At 65.2% G+C, this 24746-nt stretch carries 24 protein-coding genes; 12 read left to right on the top strand and 12 right to left on the bottom strand.

The annotated features are described in order from the left end of the window. Positions 1-2 precede the first annotated feature (2 nt). The 5 genes from A5681_RS11235 to A5681_RS11215 form a co-directional block, all read right to left on the bottom strand. Positions 3-401 (bottom strand): Rieske (2Fe-2S) protein, encoded by a 399-nt coding sequence (locus A5681_RS11235; RefSeq protein ID WP_067273746.1) that lies wholly within the window; start codon positions 399-401, stop codon positions 3-5. A gap of 1 nt (position 402) precedes the next feature. After that, complete coding sequence (locus A5681_RS11230) at positions 403-1548, bottom strand: amidohydrolase family protein (protein WP_067273744.1); 1146 nt, start codon at positions 1546-1548, stop codon at positions 403-405. 29 nt (positions 1549-1577) lie between these two features. Further along, the gene (locus A5681_RS11225) at positions 1578-2669 is read right to left on the bottom strand and encodes an amidohydrolase family protein (RefSeq protein WP_067273740.1); all 1092 of its coding nucleotides are present in this window, start codon (positions 2667-2669) and stop codon (positions 1578-1580) included. Between the two features lie 240 nt (positions 2670-2909). After that, positions 2910-3794: an NAD(P)-dependent oxidoreductase gene (locus A5681_RS11220; RefSeq protein ID WP_067273737.1), complete on the bottom strand. Its 885-nt coding sequence runs from the start codon at positions 3792-3794 to the stop codon at positions 2910-2912. 9 nt (positions 3795-3803) lie between these two features. After that, on the bottom strand, positions 3804-4184 hold the full coding sequence (locus tag A5681_RS11215) for a carboxymuconolactone decarboxylase family protein (RefSeq protein ID WP_067273733.1): 381 nt from the start codon (positions 4182-4184) through the stop codon (positions 3804-3806). A 348-nt stretch (positions 4185-4532) separates the two neighbouring features. Here A5681_RS11215 and A5681_RS11210 point away from each other — a divergent pair, with 348 nt between their 5' ends. Continuing rightward, on the top strand, positions 4533-5531 hold the full coding sequence (locus A5681_RS11210; RefSeq protein ID WP_067273730.1) for an acyl-CoA dehydrogenase family protein: 999 nt from the start codon (positions 4533-4535) through the stop codon (positions 5529-5531). After that, positions 5515-6690, top strand: a complete 1176-nt coding sequence (locus tag A5681_RS11205; protein WP_067273726.1) for an acyl-CoA dehydrogenase family protein — start codon at positions 5515-5517, stop codon at positions 6688-6690. Before A5681_RS11210 ends, A5681_RS11205 begins: the two co-directional genes overlap by 17 nt. A gap of 46 nt (positions 6691-6736) precedes the next feature. Here A5681_RS11205 and A5681_RS11200 read toward each other — a convergent pair whose 3' ends face one another. The 6 genes from A5681_RS11200 to A5681_RS11175 form a co-directional block, all read right to left on the bottom strand. Beyond that, positions 6737-7309 (bottom strand): hypothetical protein, encoded by a 573-nt coding sequence (locus tag A5681_RS11200; protein WP_067273723.1) that lies wholly within the window; start codon positions 7307-7309, stop codon positions 6737-6739. Next, positions 7306-8166, bottom strand: coding sequence for a hypothetical protein (locus A5681_RS11195; protein WP_067273720.1), 861 nt, complete (start codon positions 8164-8166; stop codon positions 7306-7308). The genes A5681_RS11200 and A5681_RS11195 overlap by 4 nt, the downstream gene beginning before the upstream one ends. A gap of 55 nt (positions 8167-8221) precedes the next feature. Continuing rightward, a complete protein-coding gene (locus A5681_RS11190) occupies positions 8222-8617 on the bottom strand; it encodes a hypothetical protein (RefSeq protein ID WP_067273717.1) in 396 nt (131 codons plus the stop codon). A gap of 159 nt (positions 8618-8776) precedes the next feature. After that, entirely contained in the window at positions 8777-10141 is a 1365-nt protein-coding gene (locus tag A5681_RS11185) for a cytochrome P450 (RefSeq protein ID WP_067273714.1), read from the bottom strand. Positions 10142-10162: 21 nt separating this feature from the next. Then, positions 10163-10357 carry a ferredoxin gene (locus tag A5681_RS11180; RefSeq protein WP_067273711.1) on the bottom strand — a complete coding sequence of 65 codons (195 nt, stop codon included), beginning with the start codon at positions 10355-10357 and terminating at the stop codon, positions 10163-10165. A 51-nt stretch (positions 10358-10408) separates the two neighbouring features. Beyond that, entirely contained in the window at positions 10409-11110 is a 702-nt protein-coding gene (locus A5681_RS11175; protein ID WP_067273704.1) for an SDR family NAD(P)-dependent oxidoreductase, read from the bottom strand. Between the two features lie 280 nt (positions 11111-11390). On the opposite strand from A5681_RS11175, the gene A5681_RS11170 reads away from it, so the two are divergent. The 10 genes from A5681_RS11170 to A5681_RS11125 all read left to right on the top strand — a co-directional run bounded on the left by A5681_RS11170 (position 11391) and on the right by A5681_RS11125 (position 24043). Beyond that, positions 11391-12905 (top strand): aldehyde dehydrogenase family protein, encoded by a 1515-nt coding sequence (locus tag A5681_RS11170; RefSeq protein WP_067273703.1) that lies wholly within the window; start codon positions 11391-11393, stop codon positions 12903-12905. Then, on the top strand, positions 12902-14107 hold the full coding sequence (locus tag A5681_RS11165; RefSeq protein WP_067273699.1) for a CaiB/BaiF CoA transferase family protein: 1206 nt from the start codon (positions 12902-12904) through the stop codon (positions 14105-14107). The genes A5681_RS11170 and A5681_RS11165 overlap by 4 nt, the downstream gene beginning before the upstream one ends. A 381-nt stretch (positions 14108-14488) precedes the next feature. Then, positions 14489-15307, top strand: coding sequence for an MlaE family ABC transporter permease (locus A5681_RS11160; RefSeq protein ID WP_067273697.1), 819 nt, complete (start codon positions 14489-14491; stop codon positions 15305-15307). Between the two features lie 9 nt (positions 15308-15316). Beyond that, a complete protein-coding gene (locus A5681_RS11155; RefSeq protein ID WP_067273694.1) occupies positions 15317-16162 on the top strand; it encodes an MlaE family ABC transporter permease in 846 nt (281 codons plus the stop codon). A 19-nt stretch (positions 16163-16181) separates the two neighbouring features. Further along, complete coding sequence (locus A5681_RS11150) at positions 16182-17444, top strand: MCE family protein (RefSeq protein ID WP_067273690.1); 1263 nt, start codon at positions 16182-16184, stop codon at positions 17442-17444. Next, complete coding sequence (locus A5681_RS11145; RefSeq protein WP_067273686.1) at positions 17441-18463, top strand: MCE family protein; 1023 nt, start codon at positions 17441-17443, stop codon at positions 18461-18463. The genes A5681_RS11150 and A5681_RS11145 overlap by 4 nt, the downstream gene beginning before the upstream one ends. Then, positions 18463-19581, top strand: coding sequence for an MCE family protein (locus tag A5681_RS11140; RefSeq protein ID WP_067274103.1), 1119 nt, complete (start codon positions 18463-18465; stop codon positions 19579-19581). Before A5681_RS11145 ends, A5681_RS11140 begins: the two co-directional genes overlap by 1 nt. Continuing rightward, complete coding sequence (locus A5681_RS11135) at positions 19578-20996, top strand: MCE family protein (RefSeq protein WP_067273683.1); 1419 nt, start codon at positions 19578-19580, stop codon at positions 20994-20996. The genes A5681_RS11140 and A5681_RS11135 overlap by 4 nt, the downstream gene beginning before the upstream one ends. Beyond that, positions 20993-22285: an MCE family protein gene (locus tag A5681_RS11130; protein ID WP_067273681.1), complete on the top strand. Its 1293-nt coding sequence runs from the start codon at positions 20993-20995 to the stop codon at positions 22283-22285. The genes A5681_RS11135 and A5681_RS11130 overlap by 4 nt, the downstream gene beginning before the upstream one ends. After that, positions 22286-24043 carry an MCE family protein gene (locus A5681_RS11125; RefSeq protein WP_067273677.1) on the top strand — a complete coding sequence of 586 codons (1758 nt, stop codon included), beginning with the start codon at positions 22286-22288 and terminating at the stop codon, positions 24041-24043. Between the two features lie 55 nt (positions 24044-24098). Here A5681_RS11125 and A5681_RS11120 read toward each other — a convergent pair whose 3' ends face one another. Further along, a complete protein-coding gene (locus A5681_RS11120; RefSeq protein WP_067273672.1) occupies positions 24099-24620 on the bottom strand; it encodes a hypothetical protein in 522 nt (173 codons plus the stop codon). Between the last annotated feature and the right edge of the window lie 126 nt (positions 24621-24746).

Genomic DNA, 24746 nt, shown 5'->3' with positions numbered 1-24746 from the left:
GGTTAGGCCTGCACCAGAACGTCGTTGCCGACGACGCGCACCGGGTAGGTGCGAATACTCCACTCCGGTTTGACCGCTGTCGTACCGGTGGCCAGCTCGAAACCCCATTGGTGCCAGGGGCAGTAGATGTACTCCAGGTCGCGCACCATCACCGAGTCGCCCGGCGCGGTTTCGTCGACGATCGTGCGCCCCCGCGCGCGGCCCGAGCACAAGGGGCCGCCTTGATGCGGACAGTAGTTCGCGATCGCATAGAAGCTGCCGTTGACGTTGTAGACCCCGACGCCGTGCCGCCCGATGGGGACCAGCTTGTGTTTGCCCGGCGGAATCTCGTCCACGGTGGCAACGACATGCTCGCGGCCCTGGGCGAGACGGGGCTCGGGCCGTTTGATTTCTTCGGTCAACTCAGAGCACCCGGGTCTGACCCTCGAGGACCGGGACGGTCTCGGGCAGGTGGTAGGTCGCAATGCCGTTCTTGTACATCACCGCATCGCGTGCCGCCTTCGGAAGGTGCTTGACCAACCAGCGGGGGTCGTCGAACGTCCAGTGCGGGTAGTCCGAGGAGAAGAGCAAGATCTTCTCGCACTCCATCCATTCCAGCGCGCGGGTCAACTCCGTCTTGTCTTCGGGGTAGTCCAGCGGCTGGGTGGTGAACTTGATGTGGTCCTTGACGTACTCCGACGGCTTGCGCTTGATATCCACCCACGACTTGCGCGCTTCGTAGATCGCATCCATGCGCCACATCAGCGGCAGGATCCAGCTGAACGCGTGCTCGACGAAGACGATCCGCAGCGTCGGGAACCGGTCGAAGACGCCGTCGAAGATCAGGCTCATCACCTGATTCGCGGCCAGCAGCGAGTACGTCACCATGAAGTCGTGGTTGTAGCTGGGGAAGCCCACCGGCGGGATCGGTAGCTCGTCGTACTGGCTGCGCGACAGGTGGCAACTCACGGTGATGTCGTGCTTGGTCGCAGCGGCCCAGATCGGGTCGTATTTGGGATGGCCCCAGGACGGCTTCGGCTCGGCCTTGATCAGTATCTGCGCCATGAACGGATGCCCGGCCCACCGCTCGATCTCGCGCACGGACGCTTCGGGCTCCTCGATGGCGAGGCAGATCGATCCGCGCCACCGTTCGTGCCAGTTGTTGTGGCTGTCCAGCCAGTGATTGGCCTGCCAGTCGTTCAGCGCGTACGACATCGCGTGCTGCGCCTCGGGCAGCCGGGCCGGGTAGGCGGCGGGTTCCAGGATCGCGATGTCGGATCCCGCCTCCATGATGAGCTGGCGGAACGCCAGATCTGGGTCACTGCAAGGGAATTCGCCGTTGGCCGGGAAGGAGTCCACGCGCATCGCGTAGGAATGCGCGTAATCCGGCGCGTCGTAGTAGATCAACTCACCCACGTTGCGGTTGAGAAAGTACTTGCTGCGCCAGGGCTCCGGGATGTAGGGCAGCAGCTCGCCGCGTTTGGGCGCGGGGTGGACATCCGAGTCGACGCAGCGGACGGCTATGCGCTCGGCAGCGGGAACCCGCTCCTGCGAATGGGTCAACGTCATGTGGAACTCCTCGGTCTCGCGTCCTGCTTCTACTGTGCGCCCACTTCGGCGGGGATGTCTATGCCGTAGAGCCGCGCCGCGTTGCGCCAGCACACCTTTTCGCGCTGCTCGCTCGAGAGCGCCCTGGGCAGCTTCGTGGCGTCACCGAACTGCCAATGCGGGTAACTGGAGCCGAACATCACCATGTCGTCCTTGCCGGTGAAGCCGAACCATTCGCCGGCGAAATCGACGTCACCGGGCCCATCGAGGCTGCCCTGGACGAAGTAGACGTGCCCCGGCAGGTAGTCGCTGGGTATGCGCGGCGCCCACGGCGTCTGCTCCAGGTGCGGCCGGCCGAACGTGTCCATCCGCCAGATGAACGGTGTCAGGAAGTCGGCGGCACCGTCGGCCCAGACGAACTTCAGGCCGTCGAAGCGTTCGAACACGCCCTCGGCGATCATGTTCATCTGGTGGTAGATGTAATTCAGCGCCATGAAGCTGACGTATTGCTCGTAGGTGCGGGTGTTGCCGGACGGCGTGGGCGGGAACATGATGCCGTTGCCCACCTCGATGTGCGCGGCAACCGGCAGGCCCGCGTCGATCGCGGCCTCCCAGAGCGGCCAGAATTGCGGCTTGCCGTAGAGCTCGCGGGATTGCAGTGGCACCCCGATCTGAACGACGCGAGGATGCGCACGCCACTTCTCGATCTCGCGCAGGGCGCCGGGGATGTCGTCGGGATTCACCCGGATGGTGCCGCGGAACCGCTCGCCGAACTCGCCCGACTCCAACCAGTCCGACACCATCATCTCGTTGTGCGCGGCGTGCAGCGCGCTGCCCAGGTGCCGGTCGGGCATGATGCCGCGTCCCATCGGATGCAGGACCGCGACGTCGACCCCGCGCTTCGTAAACAGTTCGTGGGCAACAAATTCCGGATCGGAGCCGGGGTACTGCCGGTCCGGTCCCTCCGTGTTGGGTGCGTACTCACCGCCAGGGGCGCCGTACCAGTCCATCTCATAGTCGGGGAAACCGCGGCTCTTGAACGGCTCGCGCAGCACGCCGCGCAGCGCCTTGTTGGACGGGAAGAAGATGTGCACGCTCGCGTCGATCAGCGGCGTGCGGGTTCCGTCAGCGTGTTCGATCACGAAAGCCGTCCTCCGGCTCGGGCAGTGAAAGTGAGCCCAGGCGGGTCATATGATAGACAATCTAACATTTCTCTCGATGGCCGATCAATGGGTTTCCGGTAAGCGTTTCGTTTAATCATCGTCGCAGGTAAAGGGCGGTTTCGGGCGCTTCGTGCAAGTAAGGTTCTTAAATGCGGATAATACCATTCTCCGTCCGGCGGATAAGGGCCATCCGCCCCTAGCCGACGAGGAATCTCGCGGCTAGGCGAAGGACGGGCCGACGGTCACCCCGGCCGCCTTCTCCAGCGGTTTGATCACCGTCGTGAAGTCCGAATCGGGTCCCTGGTCCTCCGCGGCGGTCTCCCACAGCCGGCCGATCGTGGCGGCGACCTCCGTCGGCACGCCAAGTTCTTGCGCCTCGTCGAGGTACAGCCGAACGTCTTTGACCATCAGGCCCGTGGCGAACCCGTAATCGAACGTCCGCGGGAGGATCGCGCGGGGGAATTTGTCCCGGCTGGCGCTCGTCGCGCCGGAGCCGGCGTTGAGCACCTCGATCATCACGGCGGGGTCGAGGCCGGCCTTGACGCCCATCACGACGACCTCCGCGGTCGCGGCCAAGACGTTGGCCGCCAGAATGTTGTTGGCGAGCTTCATCGTCTGTGCCGAGCCGGGTTTGGCTCCGACGTAGAAAGGCCGGCCGATCGCCTCGAGCGCGGGCCGGACGGCCTCGAATTCACGGTGTGGGCCGGACACCATGACCGCGAGCGCGCCCCGCTCGGCCCCGTTGACGCCGCCGCTGACCGGGCTGTCGAGTGCGGTGATGCCCCGTTCGGCGAGTCGCCGATGGATCTGCGTCGCCGTGCGGGCGCCCACCGTGGACAAGTCGACATAGCGCTTGATGCGCGCCCCCTCGGTCAAGCCCGTTGCCACCTCGAGCGAGGCGATCGGCGTCGGGAGGCTGGCCATCACGGTCTCGGCGCGGTCGGCGACCTCTTTCGGCGACGCCGCGGCGCGCGCACCCGAGGCGACGATGCGGCCGAGCGCCGCGCCGCGCGTGTCGAAGGCGACGACGTCGTGGCCGTGTTGAATCAGGCGGAGCGCCATGGGAAAACCCATGTTTCCCAGTCCGATGAATCCGACCTCCATGACGAAGCCCTACTCCCGCTCGAGATCGGCGAATGCCTCGCGCGCGATGCGGAAGCTGTCCACCGCGGCCGGCACGCCCCCGTAGATCGCGACCTGCAGGAAGATCTCGCGAATCTCGTCGCGGGTGACGCCGTTGGTCAGCGCCGCCTTGACGTGGGTGCGCAATTCGTTCGGTCGATTCAGCACCGAGATCATCGCCAGGTTGAGCATGCTGCGGGTCTTGCGCGGCAGCTCCTCGCGCCCCCACACCGCTCCCCAGCAGTATTCGGTGACGAGATCCTGCAGCGGCTTGGTGAAGTCGTCCGCGTCGGCCAGCGCGCGGGTGACGTATTCCTCGCCGAGCACCTCGGAGCGGACGTGCAGCCCGCGTTGGTAGGTTTCGCGATCCAATGGTCTTCTCCTTCGTGGTGGGAGCATCGCCTGAGCGCAGTCTTGCATCGCCGCCCTTTCGCACGGTCCACAGTCGGGGATCACTTTCGTCTCGCCGAGCTTCCCCGTGGCTGCGCTGTCGCCGGAATCTGTTGTGCCGCACGCAATCAACGGGAAGAGGCGATGACCGGAGCAAGCAGCGAGATCCGGGACGTGATGTCACCGCTGGGAGCAGCCCGCCCGCGACCGGGGCCGGCGTACCCGCTCGCCCTCGTCGCTGCGGTCAGGCCATAACCCGTTTCCGAGATTATTACTTCCGCGTGCGAGAATGATATTCTCGCGAGACGGTGGTGACAGGAGGCGGCCTTCATGCTGTTGGAGTTCGATGCCGATCAGCGGCTGTGGCAGAAGACCGTTCGCGACGCCGTCGCCAAGCAATGCCCGCCCTCGCTGGTGCGCAGCGTGGCCGAGGACGGCGTCGACCCCACCCCGCTATGGAAGTCATACGTGGACCAGGGCTGGACCGAGCTGAGCGATCCTGAGAGCGCCGTCGAGCTGGCCATCGTGCTCGAAGAAATGGGGCGGGCGACCGACCCCACCCCGTTCCTGGCCACGATGAGCCAGTACGCACCGCTGGCGGCCGAACAGTTCGACCCCCACGAGTCGGGCACTGCCGTGCACACCGGGGTGGTGGCGCACCGCGACCCCGAGGGCTGGGTGTTGGACGGTACGGCCCGCCATGTCCTCGACGGCGACCGCGTCGACCGCCTGGCGGTGGTCACCGACGCCGGGGTCTTCATCATCTGGGCCAATCAGGTGTCGGCGCGGCGCGCCGCGGTCTTCGATCCCGTCCTGCACGTCGCCGACTTGTCGTTCAACGAGGTCCGCGTGCCCGACACCGCCCGGCTCACCGTCGACTCCGAGCGCGCGCATCACATCGCCCTGACGGGCATGGCGATCACCATGGTCGGCGCCTGCCAGCGCATCCTCGACCTGGTGCTCGAACATGTCGGCGGCCGCCGGCAATTCGGGGTGCCGATCGGGTCGTTCCAGGCCGTCCAGCACAAGGCCGCCGATATGCACGTCGCGGTGGAACGCGCCCGGGCGCTGGCGTACTTCGCGGCGCTGACGATCGCGGCCGACGATCCCCGCCGCCGGCTGGCGGCGGCGATGGCCAAGGCGTCGGCGGGGGAGTGCCAGTCGCTGGTGTTCCGGCACGGCCTGCAGCTTCACGGCGCAATGGGATTCACGTGGGAGAACGATCTGCAGTTCGCGCTGAAACGGGCCAAGGCCGGTGAGCTGATGCTGGGCGGCGCCGCCGAGCACCGGGCGCGGATCGCGGAGGAATACCGTGCAGCTGACTTTTGATTCCGACGTCGAGGAGTTCCGCGCCGAGTTCTCCGCCTTCCTCGACGACAAGCTGCCTCCCGCAAGCGAAACGCTCGAGCGGCCGCGGTCGGTTTCGCACATGCCGCAGTGGGCGCGCCGGTGGCAGCGGTTGCTGTTCGACAACGGGTGGCTGTTGCCCAGTCAGCCGCCGGAATTCGGTGGACGCAACGCGACGGTCATCCAGCAGTTCGTCTACCTGGAGGAACTCAGCCGCCGCCGGATCTACCACAGCTTCAACCCGCAGGGCGTGAACATCGTTGCGGCGTCGTTGTTGTCGTTCGGCAGCGACGAACAGAAGCGGCGCTGGGCGGTGCCCATCCTGCGGGCCGAGATCACCGCGTCGCTGGGGATGAGCGAACCCAGCGCGGGTTCCGACCTGGCGTCGTTGCGCACCCGCGCGGTGCTCGATGGGGATAACTTCGTGGTCAACGGGCAGAAGGTGTGGACCTCGGGCGCCCACGACGCCGACGTCCTGTTGACCTTCGTGCGCACCAACCCGGATGCGCCGAAGCACAAGGGGATCAGCGCGCTGATCATCCCCACCGACACCCCGGGCCTGGTGCGGCGGCCGTTCCCGTCGATCTGTGCTGCCGACGACCTGGACTTCAACGAGGTGTTCTTCACCGACGTGCGGGTCCCGGCGGAAAACTTGGTCGGTGAGCTCGACCAGGGCTGGCGGGTGGCCAACGGGTCGCTGGGCCACGAGCGGACCATGATGTGGCTGGGTTTCGCGGATCGACTCGAGAACATGATCGACGACTTTCGCCCCAGCACCGACGTCGAGCGCGACCAATACGCCAGCACGATCATGGACAAGCAGGCGTTGCGGTTGTTGGGTTCGGCGACGCTGGCGCGTGCCGCGCGCGGCGAAGACGACGTGGCCGCGATCTCCGTGCTCAAGCTGCTCGGGTCCGAGGCCGAGCTGCGCGGCATGGAGCTGGCGCTGACGTCGGCGGGATCCGATGGGCTCGTCCACCCCGGGCTGACCGGGCCGTACGCGCACATGAACCTGGACCACTATTTCGCCAGTTGGTTCGAGCGTTACGCCCGCAGCTTCTCCGGGACGATCGCCGGGGGAACCTCGGAAATTCAGCGCAACATCATCGCCCAGCGGGTGCTCGGCCTCCCGCGGGGCTAGCCCCTGGCGCGACGAGTTCCGTCCTACCGCAGCAATATTCGACGGTTTAGACCGGGTCGAATTTGGTGATCAGCCACTGGCCGTTGACTCGCGTCAAACTCACCAGCACGCTGCTGGACGCCATCGCGGGATCCGGGTTGTCCTTGCTGGTGGTGCTCTGGTCGACCAGCACGAGCACGACCGCCGAGTTCGGATGTAATTCCGAAACCGCGGCCCCGATCACCCGGGCGCTGGTCTTCAGCGACTTCTGTTTGGCTGCCGGAGCAACGATCTGGTCGGTGAACTGGTTGTAGTACGACAGGAAATCCCCGGACAGGTGCGACTTCGCGGCGGCGAAGTCCTTGTCGAGGGTGTCGGGCGAGTAGGAGAGCAAGGCGACTGTACCGTCGGACGCCGCGCTCACGACGGCGCTCGCGACGCGGGTGTCGGTTTGTTTGTCGGGCCGGAATTGCTTGAAGTACAGCCAGGTCGCCACACCACCGGAGATCAACAGCAGTGAAATCAGGATGACGGGAACGGCTTTCACTCTCCGCCGCGCGCGAGGCCCGTTGCTTTTATCGCGGTCGGTCTGTTCGGCAGAGTCGTCGGCGGTGTCGGTGCTCTGCTTGTCCTCGCTCATGGGATGAACTCCACGTTGGACATCTTGTATTGCCCGGCTTCGTCCTTGACGGTTACCTTGAGTCGCCAATTGCGTGGTTCATCTTTTGCGCCCGCGGCGTTGGTGATGTGCGATGTCGCCGCGACGAGAACCAACGCGAAATCCCCGTTTATGGATTGCACGGCCGCCGCATTCACGGTTCCCTGGGTGACCACTTTGGACTGCTCGACGACGGTCGTGAAATCTTTTGCACGCGCCTGGAAGTCGTCCCGGAACTGGCCGGTCGAGCTGTCGATCACCCGCTGGACGTCCTCCTTGGCCTTATTGAAGTCCATGGAGGTCAGGTTGACGACACCCTGGCGGGCTCCCGCGATGAAGTTCGCGGCGCGCTGGTTGCGCTCGACGGTTTCGTGGCGGTTCCACATCATGTATCCGCTGGCCGCGGTGAAGGCGCAGATAAGGACAATGACGGCCGCCTTCCACACCAGGGACCAGGAAGGCACGTGCAGGCGTCGCCTGCGAGTCGGTTTGGATCCAGATTGGGTGTCTTCGGCGGTTTCGCCGGGGACTTCTTCGGCCGTTGTCTCGTCGTCGTCGGTTATCGCGGCCGTGTCGGTGGCGTCGTCCTTGGTCTCCGGCTCGTCGGCGTCGGTGGTGTCCTCGATGGCGTCAGGCGTCTCTTCCGCGGTCTGCGCCTCCGGCTCGGCCTCAGCCTGGGCCAGCGCTTCGCGCCGGAGCCGGGCGGCACGGGCGCGGGCGCGCGCCGCGGCCGCCAGCGCTTCGGCTTCGGCTGCCTCGGCCTCGGCTTCCTCGAGTAACGCCTTCACGTCGGCTTTCGAAGTGGCCGAATCGTCCTGCGTTTTCTTTGCCTCAGCCATCGTGCTTACTGCCCGCAGCCCTCATGACCGACCGACTCCTATACCTCTCACGCGGCTACCATCGCACGAGGGAGAACGGCCAACTGTTGGTGCCCCCCGGTCCGCCGCCGCAGCCGGTGTCGAACGTCGAGTCGACCTGACCCGCCAGCGTCACCGCATCCCACGAGTAGACGTCATGCGAGGGAAAGAACTGGACCACGCAGCGCACACCAAAGGGATCATCAACGGTCAAGATGTATCGGCCATCGGATAGGTGTGCGTCTGCCCGCCAGGGCGCCGCTTGCCCGTTGGGCTGCGGAGTTGCGTAAACAGACAGGCATCCCGGCGCTGGATGGGCGCACGGATTGATCGACCAGATCCAGCTGTGGCCGGGATCCCGGTTCGTGTCCACCCGGTAGTTGGCATACAGCATGTCGGCGTGGGCGCTGGGCGTGACAGTCAGCGCGACCATGGCGAGCGCAAGGCTCACTGCGAAAGTCTTCACCGATGCTCTCCCATCTCTGCATACGCGCTCGGGCCAATATAAGGCGCGGCCACCCTGAACAGGGCTACTCGAAAGAATTGGAGCAGTCCGCGTTCGGCCGTCGCCGGGGTGACGTAGCGAGCCCAACTAATCGATTACCGCGGCTTCCTTGCGCTCCGTGATCGGTCGGGCGAGTTCCTGCTCGTCGCAGATCCGCTGTAGCTTCTCCAGCGTCTCGTCCAGGCCGGCCCCCACTCTGCGGCCGGGGGTGAAGGTGGCCGGCAGTTTGCGCATGCCCTGGATGACGCCGATGGTCTCGTAGTGAATGGTGCCGTCGGGGTCACACCGGTAGTCGGGCATTCGATCGAGAACCGCCGTCAGCATCGATTTGAACACCGTGCGCGCGACGTTGGATCCGATGCATCGGTGGACGCCGAGACCGAAACTGAAGTGGCGGTTGCCTTTCCGGTCCAGGATGATCTCGTCGGGGTCCTTGAACACCGCTGGGTCACGGTTCGCCATGGCCCACGAGATCCACAACCGCTCACCCTCTTTGAACTGAGTGCCGTCGAGCTCGACGTTGTCGGAGAAGGTTCGGCCGTCGCCGGGCGCCGGCGTGAAGTACCGCAGGAATTCCTCGGTCGCGGGGTCGAGCAGGGTGTCGCGTTGCTCGCTAAGCAGCTCGCGTTGGTCGGGGTGCTCCGAGAGCCATTCCAGCGAATGGGCGGTCAGCGCCGTCGTGGTGTCGAAGCCGCCGCCGATCACCAGCCCGAGGTTGCCGAGGATCTCGAGATCCGGGGCGGGTTCGCCGTCGATGCGCATCTCGAGCAGCGCATTGACGATGCCGGGCCGCGGGTTCTCGCGAATCTCGATCATGTTGTTGACCAGGTCGAGCCCCATCTGCCGGTGCATCTCCGTCACACGCTGGATGTCCGGGGAATGCTCGGGCGTGTACACGGCCGCATGGGTCGGCTCGCTGTACATCTGCCAGTTCTTCAGGGGGATGCCGAGCATGGCCAGTGTCAGCACCGCCGGCACGACGTTGGCCAGGTCGTCGACGAAGTCGATCTCGCCGCCCTCGATCTTCTCGTCGAGGCAGGCACGAGTCACGTCGTCGATGAACGGCTTCCAACGCTTGACGGCTGCCGGCGACAGATAGGGGTTGAGCACGTTGCGGTAGATGCGGTGCTCGGGGTCGTCCATCTCCAGGATGCCGCCGCGCACCCCGTTGATCCGGCTGGCAGTCGGAATGGAGATGCCTTTGTAGCCGCGCCGTTGGTTGTTGACATCGTGATCGTTGGACACCGCGGGGCAGCGAGCGAGTTCGAACACCTCATGGCTGCCGGCCGCCACCCAGTGGCCGCCGTAGGTGTCGCTCCAGGCCATCGGGCACTTCGCGTGCATCTCTTCGGTGATGGCCTTGAAGTTCGACCGGTATTCCGCGGAATGCCGCTCGAACTGATACCGCTTCTTCTTGCGGTCGCTATCGCTGACCACGTCGTCGACACTCAACGGTTCGTCTCCCTTTACGCGTCATTCGGTGATGATGATGGCCTGCTCCGGGCACGATTGCGCCGCTTCGCGAACCTGGTCCTCCCGATCGGCCGGGACCACTTCGTCGATGGCCGACGAACTACCGTCGATGTCGCTGAGTTCGAACGAATCCGGTGCGATCATCGAGCACAGAGTGTGACCCTGGCAGCGTTCCGGATCGACCCAGACCTTCACGGTGTCTCCTTGCGAATTGATTTGCCGACAATCCTCGAGGGGCGCGACGGCTCAGGTGTTGCGACCGCCGTTGACGCCCAAGATCTGGCCGGTGATGTAGCCGGCCTCCTCGGACACCAGGAAGGCGCACGCCGCGGCGATGTCTTCGGGCTTGCCCATGCGGCGCACCGGCGTTCGGGCGATGGTCTCGTCGATGCTGCCCAGATATCCGTTCTTCTCGGCGGCGCGCAGCATCGGGGTGTCGATGAAGCCCGGTGGCACGGCGTTGACCGTGATGCCGCTGGGCCCGTACTCGAGCGCCAAGGATTTGGTGAGCCCGTTGACCGCGGACTTGGCCGCCACGTAATGACTCATATAGGGGGCGCCGGAATGGGTGCTCGACGAGGAGATGTTGACGATGCGTCCCCACTTCGCCTCGATCATGTCGGGCAGCACCGCCTGGATGGTGTGGAAGACGCCGTTGAGGTTGACGTCGATCACGCGCTGCCAGTCTTCGAACGTGATGTTGTTGAATCGCTTGAACCCGTCCAGGCCGGCGGCGTTGACGAGAACGGTGACCGGCCCCAGCATGGCGCGGATCGCCCCGAAGGCCGCGTCCACCTGAGCTCGGTCGGTGACGTCGGCGGTGAACGAGTGGTCGCCGTCGGACGGCCGGAGGTCGATGGTGGCGACGTCCAGACCGTCGGCGCGCAGGCGTTGCGCGACGGCGAGCCCGATGCCGGATCCGCCGCCGGTGACCACCGCAGTCTTCACGTTGAGGCCCCTAATCCATCGGTGACCGTCTCAGCCACAAAGAACGTCGCTTGCAATTATGAGAACCCTACTCTCCCGGCGGAGTGGGTTGCAATGAGCCCGGGAAATACTGTTTGGCCTGCGTCGAACTGGGTGGCCCGGCAGCCCGGTGGCGCTTGTGTCGCTGGTCAGCGGCCCAGTGGCATTCCTGAGAGTTTCTTGAATTATCGAGATGCGAATGTAAGATTCGCCGGGGAAGAGAATGAAATTATCGTGACCGTCACCACATGAGGGGGTCGGAATGCCTGCCCAGGACACGGCAGCACCCGCCGCGACCATCGCGGATGCCGCGCCTGAGTCACACGTATCCCGTCGACTCCTGATCGGTGGCCGGCTGGTCACCGCCGACAGAACCTTCCCGTCCAGCAATCCCGCCACCGGCGCCGTCATCGGGCATGCCCCGGACGCCGGTGCGGCGGAGGCCGAAGCGGCGATCGCGGCCGCCCGACGCGCGTTCGATACCACCGGGTGGTCCACCGACGTCGACTTGCGGGTCCGCTGCCTCGACCAGCTGCACCGGGCGCTGATCGACCACGCCGAAGAATTGCGTGAGCTGACCATCGCCGAGGTCGGCGCGACCCGAGCGCTGACGCAGGGCGCCCAGCTCGATGAGCCGATCGGCATCGTGCGCTTCTACGCCGATCTGCTTCGGCGCTATCAGTTCTCCGAGGACCTCGGCGAGAAAGAATCGCGGGGCATGCGGCATCGCCGTTGGGTGGAAAAGGAAGCCGCGGGGGTGGTAGCGGCGATCATCGCCTACAACTACCCGAACCAGCTGGCGCTGGCCAAGCTGGCCCCGGCGCTGGCGGCGGGGTGCACCGTGGTCCTCAAGGGCGCACCGGACACCCCGTTGATCACGCTGGCCCTCGGCGAGTTGATCGCCAGCCACACCGACATCCCCGACGGCGTGGTGAACGTCCTCAGCTCCTCGGGTCCCGAGGCGGGTGAGGCCCTGACCACCAGTCCCGACGTCGACGTCGTCACCTTCACCGGTTCGACGGCGGTGGGGCGCAAAATCATGGCCGCCGCGAGCGAGACGGTCAAGCGCGTCTTCCTGGAGCTGGGGGGCAAGTCGGCGGCGATCGTGCTCGACGATGCCGACTTCGCCGGGGCGGCCATGTTCGCGGCGTTCAGCATGGTGACCCACGCGGGCCAGGGCTGCGCGTTGACCTCGCGGCTGTTGGTGCCCCGGTCGCACCACGACGAGATCGTCGAACTGATCGCGCAGAACTTCGCGAAGGTCCGCCACGGCGACCCGGCCGATCCCAAGACCTATATGGGGCCGCTGATCAACGAGCGCCAGCGGGACAAGGTCGACGGGATGGTCCAGCGGGCCGTCGCCGCCGGGGCGACCCTGGTTACCGGCGGCAAGCGGTTGGATCCGGGCTACTTCTATGCACCCACGCTCCTCACCAACGTCGATCCCGACAGCGAGATCGCGCAGGACGAGATCTTCGGGCCGGTGCTCGTGGTCATCGCCTTCGACGATGACGACGACGCGGTCCGCATCGCGAACAACTCGATTTACGGCCTTGCGGGAGCCGTCTTCAGCCGCGATCAGGACCGGGCGCTGGCGGTGGCGCGCCGGATCCGCACCGGCTCGTTCTCGATCAACGGCGGCAACTACTTCGGAGCCGACAGCCCGTTCGGGGGCTTCAAGCAATCGGGGGTGGGCCGCGAGATGGGGGTGGCCGGCCTCGAGGAATTCTTGGAGCGCAAGACCTACGCGGTGCCGGCGCTGGGGGCCCCGGCGTGAGGCCGCTCGAGGGCATCCGCGTCCTGGAAGTCGCCATGTACGGGTTCGTCCCGTCGGCGGGCGCCGTGCTGGCCGAGTGGGGCGCCGACGTCGTCAAGGTCGAGCACGCGGTGACCGGCGATCCGCAACGCGGCCTGCGGCAGACCGGAATGTTGCGCGTCGAAGGGGATCCGAACCCCAACATCGAACACGCGAACCGCGGCAAGCGCAGCATCGGACTGGACATGTCGGTGCCCGAGGGCAAGGAAGTGCTCTACGAGCTGGCCCGCCGCTCGGACGTGTTCCTCACCAGCTTCCTTCCCGCTCACCGGAAGAAGTTCGGCATCGACGTCGACGACATTCGTACGGTCAACCCGAACATCGTCTACGCCCGCGGCAGCGCGCTCGGGCCGCGTGGCGCCGAGTCGCAGAAGGGCGGCTACGACATGACCGCGTTCTGGTGCCGGGCCGGAACCGCCGCGACCATCACCCCGGCGGGGATGCCGGGGATGATCGCGCCGCCCGGACCGGCCTACGGCGACACCATCTCCGGCACCAACCTCGCCGGGGGCATCGCGGCGGCATTGCTCAAGCGCGAACGCACGGGAGAACCGTCGGTCGTCGATGTGTCGCTGCTCGGCAGCGGCCTGTGGTCGATGGGGCACACGGTCGCGCTCACGAACCATCTCGGGCAGCGACTCGAGGCCCCGCCACCGGGAGTGCATGGCGCACCCAACAATCCGTTGGTGGGCCTGTACACGACCTCGGACGGCCGGTACATCTCCTTCGTGATGATGCAGCCCACCAAGTTCTGGGCCGACGTGTGTCGGCACGTCGATCTGCCGGAACTGGCCGACGATCCGCGCTTCGCGACCGTCGAGGAGATCGCCGCCAACACCGCGGAGGCGGTCGAGCTCTTGACCAAGGCCATCGCGGCTCGCACGCTGGCCGAGTGGAGCGAACGGTTCGCCACGCTGGCGGGACCGTGGGCGCCGGTGCAAGACACGCTGCAGGCGGCCGAGGACGCGCAGATCCGGGCCAATGAATACATGGTCCGCGCGGGCGAGCTGGAACTGGTGGCCAACCCGGTTCAGTTCGATGTCGCGGCGCCGCAGACCGGTCCGGCACCCGGATTCGCTGAGCAGACCGACGAAATACTGCTGGAACTCGGCCTCGATTGGGATCGCATCATCGAGCTCAAGACGGCCGGTGCCGTCACTTAAGACTGGAGCTGCTTGTCTATGTTGGTATTACGGCCCGCTGTAGTGGTTGCCGGGAACCGCTTTCGGAGCCCCGTGCCTGAGGTTACGGACTGTTCCATAACGGTTAAGCGTTTTTTGCTCCCCCTGGACTCGGCATGAGTCATAATCGCCGAACGCTTCAAGGCGCGGAGCACTTTGCCTTGCGGCGCCAACTCACGCGATTGAACGGAGGCACCGGCGTGAGGATTCGAAGCGCTGCCACGCCGACCGAATGTCGGCCGTCCGCTGGGCGTTTCGTCATCAGACGCGACCATTCGGCTTCGCCGGTTCAGCCGAATCTACCGCAGCCGCTGCGCGGCAACAAGACTGTCAGTCTCGTAGCGTGGAAAGGGGCTGGCGCCGATGGCGACTAAGGGCGCCGACCACTGGTCAGCGGGACTGCCGCAGCTGAAACTGAAGTTCGACATGTCGGGGGCTATGCAGGCCGTCGGGGCTCTGTTCGCCATGTCCGCCGACGCGGTGAAGTTCGCCTTCCGCCGGCCGTTCCAGTGGCGGGAGTTCTTGGAGCAGTCCTGGTTTGTCGCGCGGGTGTCGCTGGCTCCCACCCTGTTGGTCGCGATTCCGTTCACGGTCCTCGTCAGCTTCACGCTCAACATCCTTCTGCGCGAACTGGGGGCGGCGGATCTGTCCGGCGCGGGTGCCGCGTTCGGCGCGGTCACCCAGCTCGGGCCGCTGGTCACGGTTTTGATCGTGGCGGGCGCGGGCGCCACGGCGATGTGTGCGGACCTGGGCGCGCGAACAATTCGTGAAGAGATCGACGCGATGGAGGTGCTGGGCATCAACCCGGTGCAACGGCTGGTCACACCGCGCATGTTGGCTTCCGGACTGGTCGCGTTCTTGCTCAACAGCCTCGTGGTCATCATCGGCGTACTGGGCGGCTACGTGTTTTCGGTGTTCGTCCAAGACGTCAATCCCGGCGCGTTCGCCGCGGGTATCACCTTGCTCACCGGCGTGCCCGAGGTGATCATCTCGTGTGTCAAGGCAGCGCTTTTCGGCCTCATCGCCGGCTTGGTCGCCTGCTATCGCGGCCTGTCGATCACCGGCGGGGGTGCCAAGGCCGTCGGCAACGCGGTGAACGAAACCGTCGTTTACGCCTTCATGTCCCTGTTTGTCGTCAACGTGGTGGTCACCGCGATCGGCATCAAGATGACGGCGAAATAGGGGCTGTCAATGGCGCTGAGGGCAACATATCCGCGACTGACCCGCCAACTCGAGAGGCCGGTCGCCTTGATGGGGCGGATCGGCGACCACACCCTGTTCTACGGCAGGGCGCTCGCCGGAGTGCCCTTCGCGGCTACCCGCTACACACGCGAAGTCGTTCGATTGGTCGCCGAGATCAGCATGGGCGCGGGCACTTTGGCGATGATCGGCGGAACGGTCGTGATCGTCGGGTTCCTGACGCTGGCGGCCGGCGGCACGCTGGCGATTCAGGGCTACACCTCGCTGGGCAATATCGGCATCGAGGCGCTGACGGGTTTCTTGTCCGCGTTCATCAACGTGCGCATCGCGGCACCGGTGGTGGCCGGGATCGGCCTGGCGGCCACCTTCGGCGCCGGGGTGACCGCCCAGCTGGGTGCCATGCGGATCAACGAGGAAGTCGATGCGTTGGAGAGCATGGCAATTCGGCCGGTTGCCTACTTGGTGAGCACCAGGATTCTGGCGGGCATGCTGGCGATCACGCCGTTGTACGCGATTGCCGTGATCTTGTCGTTCGTGGCCAGCCAGTTCACCACGACGTTCTTGCTCGGACAGTCGCAGGGTTTATACCAGCACTACTTCAACACGTTCCTGAACCCGATCGACCTGTTGTGGTCGTTCCTGCAGGCCATCTTGATGGCGCTCACCATCCTGCTCATCCACACCTATTACGGCTATTTCGCTTCGGGTGGCCCTGCCGGCGTGGGCAACGCCACCGGCAACGCGGTGCGCACCTCGCTCATCGTCGTGGTGTCGGTAACGCTGTTGGTTTCGCTGTCTATTTACGGTACGAACGGCAACTTCAACCTGTCCGGTTAGCAAAGGAGGTGGTACGGCAATGACGCAGAGTGTGCCAGCGGGTCGCGGCGCGGTCGCCGGCCGACCTGTGCGCACCGGCCATGCGCGTCCGCCGGCCGGAAGGCATTACCTGCCGCCCCTGATCGGGTTGGCCACGGTTCTCATCATTGGCTTGATTTTCGCCGTGGCGGTCGGTCTGTTTCAGGGCTCCTTCACCGAAACCGTGCCGGTGACGGTGATCTCGCAACGAGCCGGCCTTGTCATGAATCCCGACGCCAAGGTCAAGATGCGCGGCGTGCAGGTGGGCAAGGTCTCCTCGATCGAGCCGCTGCCCAACGGCGAGGCCGCCATTCATCTGGCGATGGACCCGTCGCAATTGCGCTTCATCCCCAGCAACGTGCTCGTCGACATCGCGTCGTCGACGGTGTTCGGCGCGAAGTCCGTCCAGCTGGTGGAGCCCGCCCAGCCCGCGGCCCAGCGTCTGCACGGGGGCCAGACGCTGCAAGGCCAGCACGTCATGGTCGAAATCAATACCGTGTTCCAGCAACTGGTTTCGGTGCTCAGCCACATCGACCCGCCGAAGCTCAACGAGTCGCTGGGCGCCCTCGCCCAAGCGTTCAGCGGGCGGGGCCCGCAGCTTGGGCAGTCCCTTAGTGACCTGGATTCGTTCCTGGCCAAGCTGGAGCCGAGCCTGCCCGCGTTCCGTCATGACTTCTCGGTCTTACCGGCGGTAGCCAACGCCTATGCCGACGCGGCACCCGACCTGGTGAAGACCGCGGCTAACGCGACCCGAATCAGCAAGACGATTGTCGATGAGCAGCACAACCTGGATGCGTTGCTGATCAGCACGATCGGCTTGGCCGACATCGGCAACGACGTCCTGTCGGCGAACCGCCAACCGCTGACGAACGTCATGCATCTGCTGGTGCCAACCACCGATCTGACCAATGAGTACAACCCCGCGCTTACCTGCGCTTTCGGCGGACTCGTACGCCTATCGCACGCGGCGCCACTGTCGGAACCCAGTATCAACATCTCGGCGAGTCTTGTCTGGGGTGCCGAACGTTATCGGTATCCGACGAACCTGCCCAAGGTTGCGGCGACGGGCGGTCCGCGCTGCGTGGGTCTGCCGTCGCTGCCGTTCAATACCGCGCCACCGCAATTGATCGCCGACATCGGCGCGGACCCGGTGGGGTACGGAAATCCGCAGCTGCTGATCAACTCCGATCTGCTCAAAGAGCTGCTGTACGGACCGATCGCCGGACCGCCGCGCAACTCCGCCCAGATCGGACAACCGGGATGAGAACGCGCGCCACGCTGGTCAAATTCACGATCTTCGCGATCGTGATGGCGACGCTCACCGCCTTCCTGTTCTTCATCTTCGGCCAGTACCGGACGGGTGCGACGAACGGGTATTCGGCGGTGTTCACCGATGTTTCGCGTCTCAAGCCGGGGCAGTCGGTGCGGGTCGCCGGGATCCGGGTCGGCACCGTCAACGGCGTCTCTCTGCAGCCGGACAAGAAAGTCGTGGTGAAGTTCGACGTCGACCGCAACATCGTCTTGACGGAGGGCTCCCGGGCGGCGGTCCGCTACCTGAACCTGGTGGGCGACCGCTACCTCGAACTCGTCGATGGCCCGGGCTCGACCAAGCGGCTGCCGGCCGGCGGGCAGATCCCCGTCAACCGGACGGCGCCGGCACTCGACCTCGATCTGCTACTCGGTGGACTCAAACCCGTTACCCAAGGCCTGAATGCGCGTGACGTCAACGCGTTGACCGCGGGATTGTTACAGGTTTTCCAGGGGCAGGGCGGGACCCTCGACTCGCTGTTCGCCAAGACGACGTCGTTCTCAAACGCCCTAGCCGACAACGATCAAACCGTCCAGCAACTGATCGACAACCTCAACATCGTGATCGGCACGGTTTCCAAAGACGGCAAACAGTTCTCGGGCACGATCGATCGACTCGAGCAGCTTGTCAGCGGCCTGTCGAATGACCGCGACACGATCGGCTCCGCCATCGACGCCTTGGACAAGGGAACCGCGTCATTGGCGGATCTGCTTGCCGAGGCCCGCCCGCCGCTGTCTGGCACAGTAGCTCAGCTGAATCGGCTGGCGCCGATTCTCGATAACGACAAGGACCGCCTCGACGGCGCACTTCAGAAGGCGCCGAAGAACTACCGCAAGCTGGTCCGGCTCGGCGTGAACGGCGCCACCATCCCGTACTACCTCTGCCAGTTCGGGATCCGCGGCACAGATCTTTCGGGTAAGACAGTGCGCGCCAACATCTATCGGTCAGATGCAGGAAGGTGCACGGAACCCTGATGCTCAAGTATCGCGGAGCTCAGCTCGTGAAGCCTGGCTTCATCGGCGTCATCCTGGCGGTGATGGTCATCCTGGTCGGCCTGTCACCGGACCGATTCATCCAATGGGCGACGATGGTCAGGTACCAGGCGCTGTTCACCGAAGCCGGCGGCCTTGCGAAGGGCAATCCGGTAATCGTGTCGGGGATGAAGGTCGGCACGGTGTCGGATGTGAAGCTGCGGCACGGCGACGCTCTCGTGACGTTCGCGATGAAGGGCGACGTCCTGCTCGGCTCGGAAACGTCCGCCCACATCCGCACGGGCACGCTACTGGGCGAGCGCATGCTGACGGTGGAGTCCGCCGGCACCGGCACGATGCACCCGATGGCTCTTATCCCCGTCTCGCGCACCTCTTCTCCGTACTCGCTGACGGAAGCGGTCAGCGACTTCACGTCGGATACGGCCGGCACCAACACCGCCGCGCTGAATCAGTCGTTGGACACGCTGGCGGCAACGCTCGACCAGATCGCACCCCAAATGGGGCCGGCCTTCGACGCGCTCACCCGGCTATCGCGAACCCTCAACAGCCGCAACAAGAACCTGGGCGAGTTATTCAAGAGTGCCAGTGATGTCACAGGGATACTTTCCGAACGCAGCATGCAGGTCAACAAGCTCATCCTCAACTCCGATTCCCTGCTCCAAGTGCTGGTCGCACGCCGGCAAGAGATCGTGGACCTGCTGGCCAACACCTCGGTCGTGGCCAAGCAGCTGACGGGCTTGGTGCACGACAACGAAAGCACCTTGGCGCCAACGCTGGAGAGGCTGAACAGGGTCCTCGCGGTCTTGGAAAAGAACCGCGACAACATCGGCAAGGCGCTGCCGGGCCTCGCCAAATTCCAGATCACGGTCGGTGAGGCCATCTCCGGTATGTACGCCTACCAGGCGTTCGTCCCGAACTTCCTTGTCCCGCAACTTTTCCAGGAGTTCTTCGACTACCTCTGGGGATTCCGCACCTTCGATACTTCAAAGGGTCCGGGCTTCCCGTCACCGGTGCCTCGGGCGCTGACCCCCTGGCCGTACAACTCCATTCCGCAGTGCCCTGGCTGCACGTTGGGCGGACGGATCGGGGGATCACAATGACCTCCCGGATTCCGCGCAAGCGGCTGGCGGCCGTCACGGCGGTTGTCTTGGTCGGGCTGACAATTGCCGCCGCCGCCGTGCTCGTCCGTAATACGTTTTTCGGCCCACGAACGATCACCGCCTACTTCACCACCGCCACCGCGATCTATCCCCATGACGAGGTACGGGTCTCGGGCGTCAAAGTCGGCAGCATCAAGTCCATTGCGCCGCAAGGCACCCAGGCCAAGATGGTCCTCACGGTCGACCGCGGCGTGCCCATCCCGGCCGACGCGAAGGCCGTTATCGTGGCCCCGAATCTGGTGGCTGCCCGCTACGTCCAGCTCACGCCGGCTTATCGCGACAGTGGGCCGGTGATGCGCGACGGGGCGGTCATCCCGATTGAACGGACCGCGGTGCCGGTTGAGTGGGACGAGGTCAAAACCCAGTTGATGCGGCTGGCAACGGATTTGGGGCCCAAGAGCGGAGTATCGGGCACGTCGGTGGGCCGATTCATCGACAGCGCCGCCAATGCGCTCGACGGCAACGGCGACAAGCTGCGCCAGACGCTCGGTCAATTGTCGGGCGTGGGCCGGATCCTCGCCAACGGCAGCGGCAACATCGTCGACATCATCAAAAACCTGCAGACCTTTGTCGGCGCGCTGCGCGACAGCAACGTCCAGCTCGTGCAGTTCAATGACCGCCTGGCCACGCTCACCAGTGTGGTCAATGACAGCAAATCCGAACTGGACGCGGCTTTGACCGATCTCTCGACGGCGGTCGGCGAGGTGCAGCGATTCATCGCCGGGACTCGCAACCAGACCAGCGAGCAAATCGCCAGGCTGGCCGATGTCACGCAGAACCTGGTCGATCACCACATGGCCCTGGAAAACATCCTGCACGCGGCGCCGAACGCGTTCGGCAACTTCTTCAACGACTACAACGCCGACACCGGAACGATCATCGGGGGATTCGGGCTAATGAATGCGGCGAATCCGACATGGGGCGGTCAGGTTCTGCTGTCCGTACCGGGCTGCACGCAAATCGGCGCCATCGAGAACATCACGGCGGTCGAATCCGGCAAGCTGTGCTCGCTGTTCCTCGGACCCGGACTGCGGCAGACCAGCTGGAATAACTCGCCCATTCCCATCAACCCGTTCCTACACAAGTCGATTGACCCGTCCAAGGTTCTCTACACCGAACAGCGCCTGGCGCCCGGCGGCGAGGGTCCGAAACCCGGACCGCCCGAGATCCCGCCCGCGGTGTCGGCCTACACCGGGCTGCCGGGCGATCCGGTCGGTCCCCCGGGGGCGGTGCCGCCGGAGCGGATACCGGGCGCGGCGATGCCGCTGCCGCCGCCACCGTCGACCCCGGTGCTACCACCGCCGGCGCCCAGCGTGTCGGGCATGCTGCTGCCAGACGGAGGGCCACAACAATGAGCGCGCGGGTTGCGGCCAAGCGGGTATTCGCCACCGGATGTTGCGTGGTGGTGACGGCCACGGGATGCGCATTCCACGGCCTGAATTCGTTACCGCTGCCCGGCGCGGTCGGACGCGGGCCCGGAGCCAACATCTACCACGTCGAACTTCCGAATGTCGGTACGATGGAGTCGAATTCGCCGGTGATGATCGATGACGTCGTCGTCGGCAGTGTCGGTGCGATGAAGGTGCAAGGCTGGCACGCGGACGTCGAGATCTCGGTCAAGCGCGATGTGGTGGTCCCAGCCAATGTGGTGGCCACCGTCGGTCAGACGAGCCTGCTGGGCTCGATGCATGTGGAGCTCAATACTCCGCCGGGTCAGCAGGGAAGCGGACGGCTGCTGCCGGGCGCCACCATCCCGCTGAGTCGGTCATCGGCCTACCCGTCGACCGAGCAGACGCTGTCGTCGCTGGGCGCGGTCGTCAACGGCGGTGGACTAGGACAGATCGGGGAGGTCATCCACAACTTCTCGGCCGCCCTGTCCGGGCACGAGGGCGCCGTGCGTGATTTGATTACCCGCCTGGACACGTTCGTCGGGACTTTGGACGACCAGCGCGACGACATCGTCGCCTCCATCCAGGCGCTGAATCGGCTGTCGGCAACGTTCGCCGACCAACGCGACGTTCTTACCGATGCGCTGCGTAAAATACCGCCGGCGCTCGAGGTGTTGACCAGGGAGCGGCCTCGTCTGACGGCCGCCCTGGACCACCTCCGCGTGTTCAGCAACACCGCCAACAGGCTGATCAACGATGCGCAGGCCGATCTGGTCACGAACCTCAAAAACCTGGAGCCGACCATCAAGGCGCTCGCCGACGTCGGGCCGGAGTTCGGCGCGGCCATCGCGGGGTCGTTCGTGTTCCCGTTCACGCAGAACTTCGTCGACCGAGCGGTACGAGGCGACTTCTTCAACCTGCATTTCGATTTCGACCTGACGATTCCCCGGCTTAAGAGGGGCTTGTTCCTGGGCACCCACTGGGGACAGCTGGATATGCCCGAGCCGCCGGTGCCCGGGGACCCGTATCGCCTGAATTACACACTCGATCCGCTGCATAACCCGCTACGGCCGCCGTGGATCGATCCCAATGCATTACCGCTGCCCCCGCCACCGCCGGGTGCGGTACCCGGACCGGGGCTGGGGAACTATGGACCGCTACCCGGACCTCCGCCGGCTGCGGCCCCGCCGCCCGACGCGGGTCCTGGTCAGACGCCGGCGCCCGCAGAGGCGCCTGGAACGGGAGCCGGTGGTTAGATGCTGACGCGCTTCGTTCGGATCCAGCTGGCGATCTTCGCGATCGCCGGGACCATTGGCGTGATCGCGATGGTCCTGTTCTACATCCAAGCGCCGACGCTACTGGGCATCGGTCGGATGACGGTGACGCTGGAGCTGCCGGCCACCGGCGGCCTGTATCGGTTCTCCAACGTGACCTATCGTGGAGTTCAGCTCGGCAAGGTCACCGCCGTGGGATTGACGCCGACCGGCGCCAAAGCGACGCTGTCGCTTAGCACTTCACCCAAGGTCCCGGCGGACTTGACCGCCGAGGTGCTCAGTGTCTCCGCGGTGGGTGAACAGTACGTGGACCTTCGGCCCAGAACCGACTCGCCGCCCTACCTGCACGACGGCTCGGTTATTGCCGTGCGCGACACGACAATTCCGCAACCGGTCGCCCCAATGCTCGAGCAGGTCAATGCGTTGGTCCAGAGCATCCCGAAGACCAAACTCGGCCAATTACTCGACGAGTCGTTCCAGGGCTTCAACGGTTCCGGTTACGACCTGGGGTCACTGCTCGACTCCTCACAGACGTTGTCCCGCGACGCCAACGGCGTGGTCGATCGCACCCGGGCCCTCACCGAAGACACCGGGCCGCTGCTGGACACCCAGGCGCGCACCCTCGATTCGATAAGAACGTGGGCGCGTAGCTTCGCGGGCATTTCGGATACGCTGGTGACCAACGATTCTCACTTCCGCACCATCCTGCAAACGGGTCCGGAGACTGCGAACGAAGCATCCCGGCTCCTCGAACAAATCAAACCGACGCTGCCGGTGTTGCTTGCCAACCTCACCACCATCGGCCAGATCGGCGTCACCTACCATCCCTCGATCGAGCAGCTGCTCGTATTGCTTCCGTCGGGCGTCGCAATCGAGCAGGCCGCTGCGGGTGAGAACCACCCCGACGGTAGGGCTTACGGTGACTTCGCAGCCACGGTCGAGGATCCACCCATCTGCACGGTCGGCTTCATGCCGCCCAACACATGGCGATCCCCGGACGACCTCACCGACATCGACACACCGGACGGGTTGTATTGCAAACTCCCGCAGGATTCACCGATCGCGGTTCGCGGCGCCCGCAACTACCCCTGCATGGGTCACCCGGGTAAGCGGGCGCCGACCGTCGAAATCTGTAACAGCGACAAGCCGTTCATGCCGCTGGCGATGCGCCAGCACGCCCTCGGTCCCTATCCGCTGGATCCGAATCTACTAGCCCAGGGCGTCCCGCCCGATGACCGGATCACCACCAACGACAGGATTTTCGGCCCAGTCGAGGGCACGCCGCTGCCGCCCGGGGCGGTGCCACGCGGCTCACCCGCGGGGCCCCGGGGCGAAAATCCCCCACCGGGCACGGTGGGAGCTGCTGTACCGCCCATGCCTTCGTCCGGACCCCCTGCGCTAGCGCCCATGTCGAGAATGTCGGCGGACCTTCCGCCCTTCGCGCCACTCGACGTCCCTGCGCCCGGAGAGCTTCCCGCACCGCCCGCTGCGCCAGCACCGCCGCCGGCCCCGCCCGTTCCTTCCGATCCGGCACCGGCAGACACAGCTGGCGGCGGAGGACCCCAGGCTGCGCCAAGCTCGTTCGGAGCCAAGGCATCTAAACCCGCGCCCTCGGTCGTGGTGGCAAAGTACGATCCGCGCACCGGTCGTTATGTCGGCCCGGATGGGAAGCTGTATCAGCAGTCGGACCTCGTTGCTCCGAAAGCGCCCAGGACGTGGAAGGACATGCTCCCCACCTGAATTCGCCCCGACATGAAGCGGTCAGCAGGGCTGGCCTGCGGCTACGACCGCCCGGTCAGGAGAGCTGATCCAGGCGCAACGGCATCGTGATATCAAGCCAATTGTTCTGCCCGCAGGCGCCGCTTGGGCCGACGGTCTTGTCCTTGCCCGAGAAGACGCGCGACCCGATTTGGAATCCACCATTGTCGTTCACCGGGTAGAAAAAGAAGGCCTGCATCCCGGGGAACGCGGTGCCATCTTCACACCGTTCCCAGTTCGGCACTTCGCGTTTCACCTTCCACATCTGACCATCGTTCATATACAGGGGCGCGCTCCAACCCTGGTCGCTCGTGACCGTGCCATGGCACTCCTGGGTGGTTTCGCACGTCGAGTTGATGGTCCATACTTGGTAGACGGTCGGTTCGCCGAAGTACTGGTCATTTCTCTGGGCCCAGTCGCCGATGGACGTGGCGCGGTAAGTCCCATTGATCGCCACGTCTTCCTTGGTTATAGCCTTGGCCGTGGATGCAGTGCTCAGACCGCCGAAGGCGGTGAGAGCCACCAGCGTTGCAGTGCTGAGTGTTTTCGCTGGACGCATCGGCTGCTCCTCGAACCGGGTAATCCGAGAGTGCCTGTGGCACCTTTTCGCCGTCGGTTGCGGCGCTCTTGAGCGATGACGTTACACCGCTTCGGGCCGCCGGTTAACTCTTAACGCAAGATCAGC

The organism is Mycobacterium scrofulaceum, assembly GCF_001667885.1.
Lineage (GTDB): Bacteria > Actinomycetota > Actinomycetes > Mycobacteriales > Mycobacteriaceae > Mycobacterium > Mycobacterium scrofulaceum_C.
The sequence above is the reverse complement of the archived record's forward strand: the minus strand, read 5'-3'. Positions and strand labels throughout refer to the sequence as shown.

What these genes read in the sequence shown, in the direction of transcription:
- A5681_RS11230 (WP_067273744.1), bottom strand. Translation starts at nt 1,548, where the DNA reads ATGACGTTGACCCATTCGCAGGAGCGGGTTCCCGCTGCCGAGCGCATA.
- A5681_RS11220 (WP_067273737.1), bottom strand. Translation starts at nt 3,794, where the DNA reads ATGGAGGTCGGATTCATCGGACTGGGAAACATGGGTTTTCCCATGGCG.
- A5681_RS11210 (WP_067273730.1), top strand. Translation starts at nt 4,533, where the DNA reads ATGCTGTTGGAGTTCGATGCCGATCAGCGGCTGTGGCAGAAGACCGTT.
- A5681_RS11200 (WP_067273723.1), bottom strand. Translation starts at nt 7,309, where the DNA reads ATGAGCGAGGACAAGCAGAGCACCGACACCGCCGACGACTCTGCCGAA.
- A5681_RS11195 (WP_067273720.1), bottom strand. Translation starts at nt 8,166, where the DNA reads ATGGCTGAGGCAAAGAAAACGCAGGACGATTCGGCCACTTCGAAAGCC.
- A5681_RS11190 (WP_067273717.1), bottom strand. Translation starts at nt 8,617, where the DNA reads ATGGTCGCGCTGACTGTCACGCCCAGCGCCCACGCCGACATGCTGTAT.
- A5681_RS11170 (WP_067273703.1), top strand. Translation starts at nt 11,391, where the DNA reads ATGCCTGCCCAGGACACGGCAGCACCCGCCGCGACCATCGCGGATGCC.
- A5681_RS11160 (WP_067273697.1), top strand. Translation starts at nt 14,489, where the DNA reads ATGGCGACTAAGGGCGCCGACCACTGGTCAGCGGGACTGCCGCAGCTG.
- A5681_RS11155 (WP_067273694.1), top strand. Translation starts at nt 15,317, where the DNA reads ATGGCGCTGAGGGCAACATATCCGCGACTGACCCGCCAACTCGAGAGG.
- A5681_RS11150 (WP_067273690.1), top strand. Translation starts at nt 16,182, where the DNA reads ATGACGCAGAGTGTGCCAGCGGGTCGCGGCGCGGTCGCCGGCCGACCT.
- A5681_RS11145 (WP_067273686.1), top strand. Translation starts at nt 17,441, where the DNA reads ATGAGAACGCGCGCCACGCTGGTCAAATTCACGATCTTCGCGATCGTG.
- A5681_RS11140 (WP_067274103.1), top strand. Translation starts at nt 18,463, where the DNA reads ATGCTCAAGTATCGCGGAGCTCAGCTCGTGAAGCCTGGCTTCATCGGC.
- A5681_RS11135 (WP_067273683.1), top strand. Translation starts at nt 19,578, where the DNA reads ATGACCTCCCGGATTCCGCGCAAGCGGCTGGCGGCCGTCACGGCGGTT.
- A5681_RS11130 (WP_067273681.1), top strand. Translation starts at nt 20,993, where the DNA reads ATGAGCGCGCGGGTTGCGGCCAAGCGGGTATTCGCCACCGGATGTTGC.
- A5681_RS11125 (WP_067273677.1), top strand. Translation starts at nt 22,286, where the DNA reads ATGCTGACGCGCTTCGTTCGGATCCAGCTGGCGATCTTCGCGATCGCC.
- A5681_RS11120 (WP_067273672.1), bottom strand. Translation starts at nt 24,620, where the DNA reads ATGCGTCCAGCGAAAACACTCAGCACTGCAACGCTGGTGGCTCTCACC.